Raw genomic sequence first — 15359 nt, 5'->3', positions numbered from 1 at the left:
TCAGACACAAAAACAGGCTGTGGAGAAGACTTTCTCCACAGCCTGAAGAGAGCAATTTGCTCTCTTATTTTTTGTCTTCCATCGCTTCTTCTAATGTTAAGTGATGTTTATATAGGTATGTAGCGTATGGATTACCAACGTAGCGTAAGTGCCATGGTTCATATGCATATTCTGTTGTATCTGTTTTATCTTCTAAGTAACGAATGACAAAGCCGAATTTATGAGCGTGTTCCGCGACCCAGTTTCCTTCTGCTGTCTCTCCGAAGATAGGCTCTAATTGAAATTTAGCTGTTTTTGAACTAATATCCATTGCTAAACCCGTTTGGTGTTCACTTGTACCAGGAATTGCGCTTACTGAATTAGCTTCAGCTTTTCCTTGACGTCTAACGTATGTATCATGCAACGATTTTTGACGTTTGTATGAACGATAACCAGATACAGCTGTAAGATCAATCCCTTCTTTTTTTGCAGCTTTGAACATGTTTTCAAGTGCCTCTGCAGCATCTTTGCGTAGTAGCGTTTTTTCTTTATCTTTTGGACTAGTGAATGGTACGTTTGGTCTTGTTAAGTCTTCAGGAGTGTATCCATCTGGTAGTTTTCGATGTTTATTAATTAAGACAAGATTAGATTTTGGATTTGTTACAACTGAAAAGTCATTGTCTATTTTCTTTGCATTATGATCAGCTTTTGGAAAAGCAGGAATCTCTTCTTTTGGGTGGTTATTATGTTTTTGACTTTCGACAGCTTTCGCTTCATTATGTAGTGGTGATTTAGAACCAAAGTAAGCGAAAGATGTGATACCGATTACAATAGTAGTGGCAGAAATAATTATTATCTTTTTCATAATGCCTTGTAATCACAGTCCCTTCTTAATAAAATGTGTATCTTTTTTTATTATAAGTCTAGTTTGTTGGAAAAGAAATATCAGAGTCATAACGTAATAGAAATGCAAAGAAAATGTCAGAAAATGTGTAAATTTGTAGTATTTTTTTATATAATTCATTTCTTATCTTTCATGAATTGCATTTTTTATGTAATATATATACATAAGAAGATGTAGCGATTATCGAGAATAAAGAACTTCTTGTATAGACTAGGAGTGAATGGGAATGGATTTTGCAACAATTATTGGACTTATTTTAGGATTTTTAGCAGTGGTAGTAGGGATGGTCGTCAAGGGCGCTGACGTAACAGCCTTATTAAATCCTGCCGCAGCATTAATTATTTTTATCGGTACATTTGCTGCAGTATGTATTGCATTTCCGATGAATCAACTAAAAAGGGTTCCAAAACTATTTAAAGTTCTTTTTGGTTCAAATAAAAAGGATTTAAGTTATGAACAGTTGCTAGAATTATTTGTTCATTGGACATCTGAAAGTAGAAAATACGGTATTTTGTCTTTAGAGCAACAATTAGACAAAATTCAAGATGAATTTCTTTTGCGCGGTATGAAATTTGTGATTGATGGCGTATCCGCAGAAGATTTAGAGCAAATTTTGGAATCTGAATTAGAGGCAATTGAAGAAAGACATGCAAAGGGAGCTGCTATTTTTTCACAAGCTGGTACGTATGCACCGACATTAGGAGTTTTAGGTGCTGTTATCGGTCTTGTAGCTGCGCTTGGTAACTTAACTGATATTGAAAAGTTAGGTCATGCTATTTCGGGTGCATTTATTGCAACGATTTTTGGTATTTTTTCAGGGTATGTATTATGGCATCCATTTGCAAATAAGTTAAAGCAAAAATCTTCAGCTGAAATTGAGAAAAAACGTTTAATCATTGATTGTTTATTAATGTTACAAGAAGGTACATATCCGTTTATTATGAAGAACCGCATTTTAGGTGCACTTTCTGCAACTGAGCGTAAAAAGCTAGAAAAAGGAGCAGAAAAAAATGCGGAGTAAGAAAAATAGAAGAGGCAAAAAGAAAAAACATGATGAGCATATCGATGAAACGTGGTTAATCCCATATTCTGATATGTTAACGTTGTTATTTGCATTGTTTATCGTTTTATTCGCAATGAGTAGTATAGATGCTGCGAAGTTTAAACAGATGGCAGTTGCTTTTCGAAGTGAATTAGCCGGGGGAACAGGTAACAAAGAATTTTTAAGTGATCAAAAGCCAAATGATGAAAAAGAATTATCGGCAAGTAGCCTTGAGGCAGAACAAGCAAAAAAACAAGAAGAAGCTAGAGCTAAAGAAAAAAAAGAGATGGATGAATTGAAAGCATTACAAAAAAAGATTGATCAATATATTAATGAAAAACAATTATCCTCTTCTTTTCAAACTAAATTAACTGAAAAGGGATTAATGGTGACAATATTAGAAAATATACTGTTTGATTCGGGGAAAGCAGATGTGAAATTAGAATCTTTAGGGATTGCAAAAGAGATGTCTAGCTTACTTGTTTCAGCGTCACCTCGTGAAATTACAGTATCCGGTCATACGGATAATGTCCCTATTGCCAATGCACAGTTTGCGTCGAATTGGGAATTAAGTACGCAGCGGGCAGTTAATTTTATGCAAGTATTACTGCAAAATAAAGAATTACAACCAGAAAAATTTAGTGCGATTGGTTACGGAGAATACCGTTCGATTGCTCCAAACGATACACAAGAAGGAAAGGCAAAGAATAGACGTGTGGAAGTATTTATCTTGCCTTTAACAGAGAAAGTAAAATAAAGAGGATGGCGAATGCCATCCTCTTTATTTTACTTCAAATGATTTTAAGTTGTCGCGACGGATTTTATCCTTTTCTGCATCTGATTTTTTGAAATCATAATCATATAAAGCGCCTTCCCAATCGCCATACATTGGATTCGGGAAAATAATGAATTTCTCACCAAATTGTGCTTTTGAATCTTCTACTGTTTGGTTACGATCTTTTACAGATTTTCCATCAAAACCTGTGAAATCAGATAAGTTATCACCGAAGAATAAGACAATATCATGAGTTTGAGAAACGAGTTCACGGCGTTTTTCTTTTCCTTTTTCTTTCGGATCTTGTAGTAATATATGTTCTTTCGTTGCTTGAGGAGCACCTACACGCTCAAGATTTTTAATTGTTGCATCTAGTTGGTTCGTTTTACGATTTGAGATGTAGTAAATATCTACACCTTTAGACTCTGTATATTTTAAGAAATCAATTGCGCCTGGAAGGGCTTCAGCCTCAGCTTTGTTAATCCAATCATCCCATTTGTAAGGATAACCTTTGCCTGTTTTTACGCTCATTGCTTGATGAGGACTGTTATCTAAAACAGTTTCGTCTAAATCAAGTACGATAGCAGGTTTTTTCTCTGTCCCTTTTGCAAGAACTGCATCAAGTTTTAATTGACCAATGTTGTACCCTTGATAGTAAAGTGCTTTCGTTTCACCAGCTGTTTGATACCATAAATCAGCCATTAATTGTTGTTCTGTTAATTTTACTTTCTCTTCTTTCGCCACTGTTTTCTCTGGTGTTCCTGAACATGCTACAAGTGATGTAGATAGAACCGCTACAGATAATAAAGTGGTAATGCTCCTCTTCATCTTCATATGTATCCTCCTCGATGTTAGAAAATCATTTTATATTATATATTAAAATATAATATTTTTATATGAACATTTGCATATTGTCTTTTGTATATATAGTAGTATGTCCTATATTAGAAAGATGAGCAAAATAATAACAGTTGTTTTGACAAGTTTAATTGTCGTAATGACAATTATAATTGACAAAGAGAGTTTTATTATTTACAATTTTAACTAAATAGAACAAATGATGGATTAATGACGGTGTTTACATATAAGAGGATGAAGTGTAGAGCTATATTTTGTCTTGAATAAACATAGTCTTTGAAAGAGAGTACGAATAATACTAAAGGGGAGGCTTTAAACTTTGAGTTTACAAATTCAAAACTTAACGAAACAATTTGGGGAATCAAAAGCTGTTAACGGTTTACAAATTTCGTTACCAAAAGGTGAAGTACTAGGGTTACTTGGACGAAATGGTGCAGGGAAAACAACAACAATCAAAATGCTTCTCGGATTATTAACGCCTAATGAAGGTTCGATTACGTGGGATGGAAAAGCATTTGGGAATAGTGGCGTAACAATTGGGTATTTACCAGAAGAAAGAGGTTTATATACAAAAAGTAGAGTAATAGATCAGCTGCGATATTTTGGTAGATTAGAAGGAATGTCGAAGAAAGAAGTAGATCACGCTATCGATCACTGGTTAGAGCGTTTAGCGATACCAGAATATAAATTTAAAACGGCTGGAGAGCTTTCAAAAGGGAATCAGCAAAAAATCCAATTAATTGCTGCTCTTCTTCATAATCCGGAACTTCTCATTTTAGATGAACCATTCAGTGGCCTTGACCCAGTTAATGCCGGGATGTTAGCTAGTATTATTGAAGAACAAGTACAGAGCGGAAAGACGATTATTTTATCAAGTCATCGTATGGAACAAGTAGAGGCTTTTTGCCAACATGTATGTATTTTGAAAAAAGGTGAAGCAGTCGTAAAAGGACAGCTAAGTGATATTAAGAAAGAATACGGTTTCCGTAATTTAACGATTGAAGATACAGTAGAGAATGAAACGGGATTAGAAGCTATACATGTATCGTATGAAAAACAACAAGGCCTTCTTTATGTGAAAGTACAAGGCGATGCGGAAGCTCTCAAGATTTTGCAACAGTTGCAAGAGCAAGGTGTTAGCTTACGACAATTTAAAATGTTAGAGCCGACGTTAAACGAAATCTTTGTAGAGAGGGCGAAATAACGATGCGTAAATTTTCTCACGTATTTTCATTTTATTTTAGGGAAGCGTTTTTATCTAAAAAATCATTAATTACGAGTGCGATTTTATTTTTAGTTGTGTTTGGGATTTTTGCATTTAATCATTTTACTTCAGGCGATGATAAAAATAAGGATAAAGATAAAATTGCAGTTGTAGTAGAGAGTTCCACATATAAAGTACAAAAAGATGAGCTAAATAAGCTATTGCCATCAGCAAAAATAGCGCTTGGTTCAAAGGATGATTTTGATAAACTGCATAAGCAAGTAGAAGAAGGCGATTTAGATGGTCTATTCCATGTGACGGAAAAGGGTGGGGCTCCATCGATTACATATATGTATAATGGATTTCCAAGCCAAGCAACTTCTGCAATTATGGCAGGATATTTAAAGCAACAATATACGATTGTGACGATTGCCAAAAATAATGTTTCACCAGAAATTGCACAGCAATTACAAACAGAAATTCAAGTAAAGCAAGAAGCGATAAAAGATCGTACATCTTCTTTCGGAATTGCCTATTTCTTTACATTTGCTTTATATATGTTTATTGTAGCGTTTGGAAATACAATCGCAATGAATATTGCATCTGAAAAGGCGTCACGTGTAATGGAAGTAATGCTTCCGAAAGTGAAGCCTCTTACAATGATGTATGCGAAAATTTTAGCGGTTGTTTCAACGGCGTTATTGCAACTTGTCATATTGGCGTGTGGTTATCTTATTCCATATTTGTTGGGTTGGGTTGATTTAGAAAGTGCCTCACTATTTGGTATTCCAATTGACTTTACGAAATTAGATGCAAAGGTTATCAGCATGTTTCTTGTTTATTTCATTACGGGATATTTACTTTATGCGATGATGTATGCTGCTGCTGGAGCTGTCGTGTCTAAGACGGAGGATTTACAAGCTGTATCTTTCCCGGTAATGATTTTAATTATGGCTGCATTCTTCATTAGTATTAAATCATTAAGTGATCCGAATAGTACTATCGTTGTTGTAAGTTCTTACGTTCCATTTTTTACACCGATGGTTACCTTCTCACGTATTGTAGCTGGTGAAGCAGGTATGCTAGAAATTACGATAACATTAGCGGTCTTATTGGCGACAATTGCGGTATTAAATGCTGTTACAAGCCGCATTTACGTAAACGGCGTAATGAATTACTCAGATAAAGTGAAATTTAAAGATTTAGCGAAATTTATAAAGCGTCAATAATGAGAGAAAAGCATGATTTCCTATTGAAATCATGCTTTTTCTTTATGTATAAATTAAAAATAGTATATAATAATAAGAGTCGTCTTTTAATAGAATGAATAAAAAGGAGGGTGTGCAGATGGGGATTAGTAGTCGTTTTACAGTAGGTGTTCATATGCTGACATTACTTGCGATAGATCGAAACTCTCGCTGTACCTCTGAATGGATTGCCGGTAGTGTGAATACAAATCCAGTTGTGATTCGTCGCATTACAGGAATGTTGAAGAGAGCAGGACTTGTTGATGTACAAGCTGGTAAAGGTGGTACGACACTTGCTCGAGATTTAGAAGAAATTACATTACTTGATGTATATAAAGCAGTGGAAGTTGTAGAAGAAGGACAGCTATTTTCCTTCCATGAAAATCCCAACATTGAATGTCCAGTAGGAGCTAATATTCAATCAGTATTAGAAATTATTTTAATGCAAGCGCAAGAAGCGATGGAAAACGTACTTGCAAATGTAACGGTAGATCAATTAGTTACAAATTTAAAGTCTAAAATGAAAGAATAAAAAAGCGAGCTTCCTCATAATGAGGGCTCGCCTTTTTTTATTCAGAAACATTGAAAATTCTATTTTTCAGTATTTAAAATGAATTTACCTACGATAGCTGCGAAGATACCACCAAGAATTGGTGCTACGATGAATACCCATAGTTGAGAAAGTGCTTCTCCACCAACAAATAAAGCTGGTGCGATACTACGAGCTGGGTTAACAGATGTTCCAGTTAACGGAATTCCTAATAAGTGAATTAAAACTAATGTGAAACCAATTACTAGTCCCGCTAAAGAAGAACTGCCTTTTTTACCTGTTACAGCCACGATAACTAAAATGAATACGAAAGTTAAAATGAACTCAACTAAAAATGCTCCAGATAAACCAAGAGTTCCGAAACCATTTTGTCCTAAATTATCTAAAGGTGTTTTAGCAGATTTTAAAATTGTTACTAACGTTGCAGTTCCTAATAAACCACCTAAAATTTGAGCTAATACATAATAACAAAGTTCCATAGCGTTCATTCGTTTGTTGATGAACATAGCTATTGATACTGCTGGATTAATGTGACATCCAGAAATTGTTCCGATGCTATATGCCATAGCTACAATAGATAGACCGAAAGCCATAGCGATTCCTAATGTTCCAATTCCTTCAATTCCGCCGCCAGTGACAGCTACTCCAGTTCCGAATAATACAAGTACAAATGTACCAATAAATTCAGCGATTGCTTTTTTTAACATAATTTACCTCCTATTAATGCGCATGAAACGTATTATAACATAAGTTTTAGTATAAACAGCCAATGAAGTACTATTCTGATAAGGCGAAATAGGGGGACAATAAAAAAGAGTATGGTTCATCTCTATAGAACCATACCTTTTTTTATGCTGATTTTTTCTGTTTAACGACTGGAACAGAACGGTTTAAAATACTATTTGCAACCATTCCTAACATAATAATAATCATTCCAATGAGGGAAAGTCCTCCAGGGAATGAACCATTTAAGAAAATGATTTCGCCAAGCACGGTAAATACCATCGTTCCAGCTTGTGTTGCTTCAACTGCCCCGAGTAAGGCGAGGTTATCTTTTGCTAAGTCAGTAGCAAAGAAAAATGTCATCGTTGCAATAACGCCGGAACATAATGCTAATAAAAGCCCTTGAAGCATTTGGCTGGATGTTGGAATGCCAGTAGTAGAAAATCCATATATACCAAGCAAAATTGTTATAGGAAGACTTCCAATAGCCATTCCTAATACACGTTGGAACGTATCAAGGCGTCCGCCAACAAGTTCCATCATTTTTCGGTTACCGAACGGATATAAGAAAGCGGCTAATACGACAGGTAAAAAACCTGAAATGAACTGAGTCATTGTAATATGGCCTGCGGCAGTTGCTTGCATACAAATTACACCAAGTAAAATAAATAATGCAACATATAAGCTACGAAGTGGAATTTTTCCACGTACAAGTTTCGTACCTGATTTTGTTTCTATTTTCACGAAAAATAGTGGTGATAGTAGTAAACCAGCTAAAATCGTAACTTGCCAAGTTCCAGCAACGAGCCAAGCTGGAGAAAAGACAGCTGCGAAACTTAATAAAGAATAAAAACCAATACCTGCAACGGAACCCCATCCGATCCATGCTAATGGATGTTTTTTTAATTCTTCCCATAATCCCCTAAAGTTTTTGCGAAATAAAACGATAAGGAATAAAATAGGAAGAGCAAATAAAAAACGGAAGGAAGCTGTCCAAGCCCAGCTCGTTCCAGATACATTCATTGCTCTATTAATAATAAAGGTTGCAGAAAAAAAGGCAGATGATAAAAGACCTAATAAAATTGCGCGCATAAAGTATAGCACTCCTTTCGAAAATAAATAATTATGTATAGTATAATATACTTTAATTAAATAAAAGTAAACTATTTTATACTTTAAGGTGGTTTTATATATGAAAGAAAATGAAGATATGCAAACGAAAGAAGTCATTCAACAAGTTGGACAGTTATTGAGACAAATTCGAAATGAACAGAAATTAAGTTTAGAAGAATTAGCTCATAAAACAGGAGTGAGTAAATTAACATTAGGAAAAATTGAAAGAGGGGAAACAAATCCGACGCTAGCTGTCATTTGGAAAATAACGAAAGGGTTATCAATTCCTTTATCCAGATTGATGGTTGTTGGAGAACCTGTAGCTGTTGCGCGCTGTGGAGAAGGATTTGCAGTAGATGAAGGACAAGCGTGGCATTTAGAAACGATGTTCCGTTATACGAAAGAAACAGGGATGGAAATGCACCGTGCTTGTTTACGATCAAATAGTATATATAAACCAGAAGCTCATCATGAAGGTGCGATTGAGCTTGTAACGGTAATGAAAGGGAAAGTGTCTATTCAAGTGGAGAATGATGTATACGAATTAAATGAGTTTGATTCCATCCAATTTGAAGCGAATAAGAAGCATGTTTATAAAAATGAAGAAGAAGAAGTGGCGGTATTACATTTAACGATGAAATATTCTTCATGAAAAAATCACCTATAGGATTCTATAGGTGATTTGCTCTTCTTAAGTATATGAAATGATGCCATTAGTACGAGCGTGGCATAAATAATAAACAAATGAAATAAACTAAAAATCCTGTCCCAAAACATAAAACAGCAATAACCCAAATGATACGAATAAGAGTAGAGCTAATATCAAAATATTCTCCTAAACCACCACATATACCAAATAGCATTTTATCAGTTTCGGATTTACATAACTTTTTTGACATATTCCAATCAACTCCTTTTTATATCAAACTGCATACTTTTATTCTATATGGAAATTTATGAGAAGACTATGGGGTTGTATTACATTTTTTTTTGAGAGACGATCATATTAATTGTCTTAATTTTCAGTGGATATTAAACTTGTAGTTATGAGGTGATTTTTAATAAAGGGTGGGGAAATAGGGATGACAGTATATTGGTTGACTAATGTAATGCTTGAATCAAGATATACATATGAAGAAGAGAGAATTTCACGAACAGAAACAGAATTATGTAGTTTACTCATTGAAGATGGACGAATTAAAAAAATTATAGAAGGGGTTGTTCAAGAGGAAGATATAGTAACGCTTGATGCTAAGCGCTTATTAATGTTGCCAGCTTTCGAAGAGATGCACATTCACATTGATAAAACATATTATAGTGGCCCCTGGAAAGCTTGTAAGCCAGCAGAAAGTATTTTTACACGTTTTAATGAAGAAGAAAAAATTTTACTAAAGCAATTAGCAACTGCTCAAGATAGAGCGGAAAATATGCTAGAGTTACTACTGCGAAATGGTGCAACGAATATTAGAACGCATTGTAATGTTGATCCGATTATTGGACTTGGTAATTTGGAGGCGACGTTAGCGGCATTAGAAACATATAAAAATCGATTGTCTGGTAGAATTGTTGCGTTTCCGCAACATGGATTATTGCGCAGTAATTCTGTGCAACTCGTGAAAGATGCGATGCGTATGGGTGCTCATCTAGTCGGAGGAGTAGATCCAGCTACAGTGGATAATGATATTGAAAAATCATTACATACAATTATGGATATCGCAGTAGAATTTAATGCGGATGTTGATATTCATCTACACGATGCGAATAATCTTGGAACGTTTACGATGAAGAGATTGGCAAGTTTAACAGAAGAAGCAGGGTGGCAAGGGCGTGTAACAATTAGTCATGCACTTGGACTTGGTGGTGTTACTGATAAAGAGGCTGAAGAAGTGGCAGAAAGACTCGCAGCTGTAAATATTGATATTACTTCAACAGTACCAATTGGTAAACAAGTAATTCCAATTCCGTTATTAGATAAAAAAGGTGTTAAAGTTTCATTAGGAAATGATAGTATTACAGATCATTGGTCACCGTTTGGAACAGGTGATATGCTTCAAAAGGCAAATCGATTAGCAGAGCGTTTTGGATGGAGTGACGAAAGGTCTTTAGGAAAAGCAATTCGCTTTATTACGGGAGGAAAAGAAACGTTAAATAATGAAGGGAAGCGGGTATGGCCGAATGTAGGGGATGAAGCGAGCTTTGTTTTGACAAATGCGACATGCACTGCTGAAGCGGTAGCACGCCAAACAGAAAAAAGTTTAGTCGTGTATAAAGGAAGTATTGTTGTTGGAAGCTTAAATGAGGTGGAATTAAATAATCTTGTGTAGAAGAATCGTTTAAATACCTTGGAGAGGGTTCTAATGGTGAATATAGAACTCTTCTTTTTTATTCTTACAATATATTTTTTATAGAAAAGCTAGAAGGGATGGGCATTTTGGACAATCAACATAACCAAAATCATATTATGGGAACTTTGCAATGGTTTATATTTCTATTAGCAAATTCAATCGCACTACCAATTGTCGTTGGCGGATTATTTCATCTTACGACGGAAGAAATATTTTATTTAATGCAGCGTACGTTTTTTGTAGTTGGTATATCTTCTTTCTTACAAGGATGGATCGGGCATAGATTGCCAATTGCGGATGGACCAGCTGGATCTTGGGTTGGTGTATTTACAGTACTTGCTTATGCAACTGTCGGGCAGGATCAACTGCATAGTACACTGCAAATTTTAGAATTAGGAATGATAATCTCCGGTGTTATTTTAATAGGATTAGGAGTAACTGGTTTTATAGGACGTATTTTATTTTTATTTACGCCAGTTGTGACAGGGACGTTTTTACTTTTATTATGTTTACAATTAAGTGGTGTATTTTTAAAAGGAATGCTAGGAATTACAGCTACTATTTCTCAAATCGATGGATTTACAGCGATAATCGCGTTTAGTATATTTTTGTTCGTTATTATACTGTCTAATTTTGGAGAAGGTTTTGTCAAAAGTTATGCAGTTTTAATAGGATTAATTAGCGGGTGGATTATTTTTCTCATTGCAGGAAAAGTGACGGTTCCATCTCAAGTAACTCATTTTGTGCAACTTCCACAAATATTTGCTTGGGGACTTCCAAAATGGAATACTGGTATGGCAGTATCCAGTTTCGTTATGGTATGTATTTTAGTTTCAAATACAGTGGCAGCTATTATAGCGATTAATCAAGCTACCATTCATAAAGCAACTATTGAACAAAAACAGTTGAAGGATGGTACGTGGGTTGGAGGGATTTCACATATCATTTCCTCCGTATTTTCAACTGTAGGTGTCGTTCCGTTACCAGCAACGGCAGGATTTATACGCTTAACAAAACAAAAATATATACGATCGTTCTTAATGGCATGTGCGTTACTAGTCGTAATGTCTCTTTTTCCAAGTATTATTCGTTATTTAGCATCTTTACCATCGGCTGTCGCATCGGCTGTTTTAATGGCTTCGTTCGTACAATTAATTGGAATTGGATTTAATAATATAAAACAAGTGCCGATGAGTGAAAGGAATGTAACGATTTTAGGAGTGGCAGTATTATTTGGAAGCGGCGTTATGTTTTTACCGTCTGGAGCACTCCAATCCTTGCCGTCTGTTATGCAATATATATTCGGTAATGGTTTATTTGTAGGTACGGTTGTAAGTATATTGCTAGAACAAATATGGCGCGTTGGAAAGTGAGTGGATAAAAAGAGTGTACGCAATGTATAAAAGTCTAAAATAACATGGGAAATAAAGCCCATTTTTATTCACCACCTGCACATTTCGTTCATACAATATCTTGACTAAATAAACACCCAACTTACACATACACAGCTCTGGCTTAAGCAAGGAGGGTTATACCAGTTGAAGGAAAAAGCGTATCAATCTAAACCTTTACTCACAAAGAGAGAAAGAGAAGTATTTGAATTACTGGTTCAAGATAAAACAACGAAGGAAATTGCAGGTGAACTTTTTATAAGTGAAAAGACAGTTCGTAACCACATCTCAAACGCAATGCAAAAGCTAGGGGTTAAAGGACGTTCACAAGCAGTTGTTGAGCTTCTTCGCATGGGAGAGCTCGAACTATAAGAAAGCAGCCGACTTTTATATAAAGAGTCGGCTATTTTTCTGTTTGTTTCACTTGCTATATGAATGATAAGAAGATTACATACATAAATAGGTAATAAGGAGGGGATATGTTGAAAAGGATACTGTTAGTTTCAACAAGTGCTCATGATATGAATGGACACCCGACTGGTTTGTGGCTTGAAGAGCTCGCAGCTCCTTATCATTTATTTAAAAAGGCTAAGTTTGATGTTGATATTGTGTCGATAAAAGGCGGAAGAGTACCTATAGATAGAGTGTCTATTCCGAATGGTATACCTCGCGAATTCAAGTACGTTGCGTCTTTATTGCAAAATACGAGACCGATTTCAAATGTTCATTTTTCGGACTATGATGCGGTTTTATTTGGTGGTGGGCACGGGGCGATTGTAGATTTTCCAGGTAATCCATATGTAGCAAATTTGATTGAGAATATGTATAACAATAACCGGATTGTAGCGGCTGTTTGTCACGGAGTAAGCTCCTTAGTCGGTGTGAAAAATAAGGATGGCTCGTTTTTTGTTGCCGGTAAGCGTATAACAGGTTATACAAACGATGAAGAAAAAGCTGTACATTTAGAAAAGCGCGTTCCGTTTTTGTTAGAAAGTAAGTTGAAAGAAGAAGGAGCTTTGTTTTATATAGCCCAAAATTTTACGTCACATGTGGTAGTAGATGGACATTTAATGACAGGACAAAATCCACAGTCTAGCGTGGAAATAGGTAAGGCTATAAAAAGGGCTGTAAATAAATTATAGAAAAAGTACCCGCTACTAACAAAGGTAGTGGGTATTTTTATCCCTCTATTTGCCAGGTAGTAGGACCGCGATTGGTGAAACTTTAATCAGTGGGGGATGAACAAAACCCCCACTGATTAAAGTTTCACTTTATTCTAAAATTTCCGCCTCAAAATTGGTTTGTAACCGTCCAGTTGGTGATAATTGATTATAGTTTTTTATGTATAGTATATGAAAATGTAATAGACTAAAAAGGCATAATGAGTATAATAACTTCATTTATAATCATTCGTGAATTTGCTATACTATTTTGTATGGACAAAAGGGGAGGCTCTTTTAAATGAGAAAAGTCGCATGTGCAAATACTTATATTAATAAAATCAAGCCCGTTATTAGAAAGGCGAGTTTTAGCCAATTGAAAATAGATGAAATTGCGAAATATATGGATATTAGTAAAGCTACTTTATATAAACGTTTTTCTTCGAAAGATGAAATTATTGAGGCGGTAGTAGAGGATTTCATGAACTATCTACTCGAAGGTGATGCGTATAATCAAGATGAAAGTATGTCATTTACAGAACGGTTCCAAAAGACGTTTATCCATTCTTTAAAATGTGTGACATATATTTCTGATGTCTTTTTAAATGATTTAAAAGAAGCATATCCGCATTTGTCGGATCAATTAGTCGCTGCACAACAAAATCGTAATCATAATTTGCAAATGTTTTTTGAAGCAGGTATGGAACAAGGTTATTTTAATAAAATGAATGCACAATTATTTATGGTACAAGATGATGTGATGTTAAGACGTATTATAGATCATTCTTTTTGTATTCAGTACGATATTACGTTAAAGAAAGCGATACTTGATTTTTATCAATTAAAGAAGTATCAACTTTTTAAACCAGAGTATATAGAAGCAATTGATGACTCTGAAATTGAAAAAGAAGTTATTGCTATTTTGCAAATGATTTCGTAAAAAAAAGCAGATCTCCCTTAATAGAGGGAAATCTGCTTTTTTAGTACATATTATTTTTGCAACTGTTTTAATACTAATTCGGCTACTGGACCACCTGAAGCTGGGTTTTGACCAGTGATAACACGATTATCTTCTAGAGCATAAGCTTCCCACGGTTGTGCGGCTTTTTCGTAAAGTCCTCCATTTTTAATGAGTTCATCTTCTGTTAAGTATGGAACGAATTGATCTAGTTCAGCTAATTTTTCTTCTTCATTTGAAAAGCCTGTTACCTTCTTCCCCCTAATTAAACGATCCCCATTACTTAATGTAATATGAAATAAACCAGCAGCTCCATGACAAACGGAAGAAACAATTCCGCCGTTTTCATAAATATTGCGGCTAATATTTTGAAGTTGTTTATTTTCTGGGAAGTCCCAAATAACCCCGTGACCACCTGCGTAATAAATAACAGCGTAGTCTTCTGGATTCACTTCACTCGGTTTCATCGTAGAACCGAGGCGATTCATAAACTCTTTCTTTTGATACCATTCCCAATCGACGCTCTCCGCCATTGCTAAACTATGTGGATCAATTGGTGTATAACCGCCTTGTGGGCTGACATAATCGACTTCGTAACCCGCTTCTTCTATTTTTTTACGAAATGTACAGCTTCACCAAGCCAAAGTCCGGTAGCCCTATTTAAATTTGGATATTTTTCTACACTTGTTAATACAACTAATATTTTTTTCTTCATCATAATCCTCCTATAATGTCTCTTCTATATAAAAGTTCTGTATTCGTTTCGTTTTATTAAGCTAAAAAATGCAAATTTGAATAATCATGCCAGTCCTCCTTATATCGGATTCGAAATTAGTGTATAATAAATTTTGAACAAAGTAAACTAAAAAGGTTAAATCAGTTTACTTTGTATATTTTTCGTTGACAAACTGTAATGCTGAAACTATGATAGTTCCATGAATATCGAACAACATTCATGTTTCGTGTCGAATTCACTTTATCGCGCTATTTTCTGGGCAGTAAGACCCCTACCTCAAAATTCAGCGGAAGCAAAGAAGTTAGGTGGGGGATGAACAAAAACCCCACTGATTAAAGTTTCACTTTATCGCGCGATAAATTAGTACCTTTTAT

16 protein-coding genes and 1 pseudogene are annotated in these 15359 nt (G+C 35.1%); 11 read left to right on the top strand and 6 right to left on the bottom strand.

What is annotated here, in order from left to right; translation table 11 throughout:
• Positions 1-64: 64 nt before the first annotated feature.
• Complete coding sequence (locus JFU02_RS13820) at positions 65-844, bottom strand: M15 family metallopeptidase (protein ID WP_000720194.1); 780 nt, start codon at positions 842-844, stop codon at positions 65-67.
• Positions 845-1109: 265 nt separating this feature from the next.
• Between JFU02_RS13820 and motA the strand changes: the two genes are divergently transcribed.
• Entirely contained in the window at positions 1110-1904 is a 795-nt protein-coding gene (gene motA, locus JFU02_RS13815; protein WP_000344851.1) for a flagellar motor stator protein MotA, read from the top strand.
• Positions 1894-2682, top strand: a complete 789-nt coding sequence (motB, locus tag JFU02_RS13810; protein WP_001256734.1) for a flagellar motor protein MotB — start codon at positions 1894-1896, stop codon at positions 2680-2682. Before motA ends, motB begins: the two co-directional genes overlap by 11 nt.
• Before the next feature lie 24 nt (positions 2683-2706).
• On the opposite strand, the gene JFU02_RS13805 is transcribed toward motB, so the two are convergent.
• Positions 2707-3534, bottom strand: a complete 828-nt coding sequence (locus tag JFU02_RS13805) for a 5'-nucleotidase, lipoprotein e(P4) family (RefSeq protein WP_000782822.1) — start codon at positions 3532-3534, stop codon at positions 2707-2709.
• A gap of 343 nt (positions 3535-3877) precedes the next feature.
• On the opposite strand from JFU02_RS13805, the gene JFU02_RS13800 reads away from it, so the two are divergent.
• The 3 genes from JFU02_RS13800 to JFU02_RS13790 all read left to right on the top strand — a co-directional run bounded on the left by JFU02_RS13800 (position 3878) and on the right by JFU02_RS13790 (position 6541).
• Positions 3878-4762 carry an ABC transporter ATP-binding protein gene (locus JFU02_RS13800; protein ID WP_000058119.1) on the top strand — a complete coding sequence of 295 codons (885 nt, stop codon included), beginning with the start codon at positions 3878-3880 and terminating at the stop codon, positions 4760-4762.
• Between the two features lie 2 nt (positions 4763-4764).
• The gene (locus JFU02_RS13795) at positions 4765-5991 is read left to right on the top strand and encodes an ABC transporter permease (RefSeq protein ID WP_098013550.1); all 1227 of its coding nucleotides are present in this window, start codon (positions 4765-4767) and stop codon (positions 5989-5991) included.
• 118 nt (positions 5992-6109) lie between these two features.
• Complete coding sequence (locus JFU02_RS13790) at positions 6110-6541, top strand: Rrf2 family transcriptional regulator (protein ID WP_000512998.1); 432 nt, start codon at positions 6110-6112, stop codon at positions 6539-6541.
• A gap of 59 nt (positions 6542-6600) precedes the next feature.
• Here JFU02_RS13790 and JFU02_RS13785 read toward each other — a convergent pair whose 3' ends face one another.
• Together JFU02_RS13785 and JFU02_RS13780 are read right to left on the bottom strand one after the other, a co-directional pair.
• Entirely contained in the window at positions 6601-7266 is a 666-nt protein-coding gene (locus tag JFU02_RS13785) for an aquaporin (RefSeq protein ID WP_000913211.1), read from the bottom strand.
• A 142-nt stretch (positions 7267-7408) separates the two neighbouring features.
• A complete protein-coding gene (locus JFU02_RS13780) occupies positions 7409-8374 on the bottom strand; it encodes a DMT family transporter (protein WP_001201631.1) in 966 nt (321 codons plus the stop codon).
• A 100-nt stretch (positions 8375-8474) separates the two neighbouring features.
• Between JFU02_RS13780 and JFU02_RS13775 the strand changes: the two genes are divergently transcribed.
• The gene (locus tag JFU02_RS13775; RefSeq protein ID WP_061666245.1) at positions 8475-9047 is read left to right on the top strand and encodes a helix-turn-helix domain-containing protein; all 573 of its coding nucleotides are present in this window, start codon (positions 8475-8477) and stop codon (positions 9045-9047) included.
• A gap of 61 nt (positions 9048-9108) precedes the next feature.
• Here JFU02_RS13775 and JFU02_RS13770 read toward each other — a convergent pair whose 3' ends face one another.
• Positions 9109-9294 (bottom strand): PspC domain-containing protein, encoded by a 186-nt coding sequence (locus JFU02_RS13770; RefSeq protein ID WP_000038410.1) that lies wholly within the window; start codon positions 9292-9294, stop codon positions 9109-9111.
• 183 nt (positions 9295-9477) lie between these two features.
• On the opposite strand from JFU02_RS13770, the gene JFU02_RS13765 reads away from it, so the two are divergent.
• From JFU02_RS13765 to JFU02_RS13745, 5 genes are all read left to right on the top strand, one after another.
• Complete coding sequence (locus JFU02_RS13765; RefSeq protein ID WP_061666246.1) at positions 9478-10719, top strand: amidohydrolase family protein; 1242 nt, start codon at positions 9478-9480, stop codon at positions 10717-10719.
• A gap of 98 nt (positions 10720-10817) precedes the next feature.
• The gene (locus JFU02_RS13760) at positions 10818-12113 is read left to right on the top strand and encodes a purine/pyrimidine permease (protein WP_061666247.1); all 1296 of its coding nucleotides are present in this window, start codon (positions 10818-10820) and stop codon (positions 12111-12113) included.
• A 165-nt stretch (positions 12114-12278) separates the two neighbouring features.
• A complete protein-coding gene (gene gerE / locus JFU02_RS13755; RefSeq protein WP_000659484.1) occupies positions 12279-12503 on the top strand; it encodes a spore germination transcription factor GerE in 225 nt (74 codons plus the stop codon).
• Between the two features lie 107 nt (positions 12504-12610).
• On the top strand, positions 12611-13273 hold the full coding sequence (locus JFU02_RS13750; RefSeq protein ID WP_003307891.1) for a type 1 glutamine amidotransferase domain-containing protein: 663 nt from the start codon (positions 12611-12613) through the stop codon (positions 13271-13273).
• A 319-nt stretch (positions 13274-13592) separates the two neighbouring features.
• Positions 13593-14231, top strand: a complete 639-nt coding sequence (locus JFU02_RS13745; RefSeq protein WP_001233011.1) for a TetR/AcrR family transcriptional regulator — start codon at positions 13593-13595, stop codon at positions 14229-14231.
• 50 nt (positions 14232-14281) lie between these two features.
• Here the strand turns inward: JFU02_RS13745 and JFU02_RS13740 are convergent.
• A pseudogene (locus tag JFU02_RS13740) lies at positions 14282-14964 on the bottom strand (type 1 glutamine amidotransferase domain-containing protein).
• Between the last annotated feature and the right edge of the window lie 395 nt (positions 14965-15359).

It is taken from the genome of Bacillus sp. TH13 (assembly GCF_016651175.1).
Taxonomy (GTDB): Bacteria; Bacillota; Bacilli; order Bacillales; family Bacillaceae_G; genus Bacillus_A; species Bacillus_A thuringiensis_S.
Note: the sequence above shows the minus strand (reverse complement) of the source record. Positions and strands in the feature narration are given on the sequence as shown.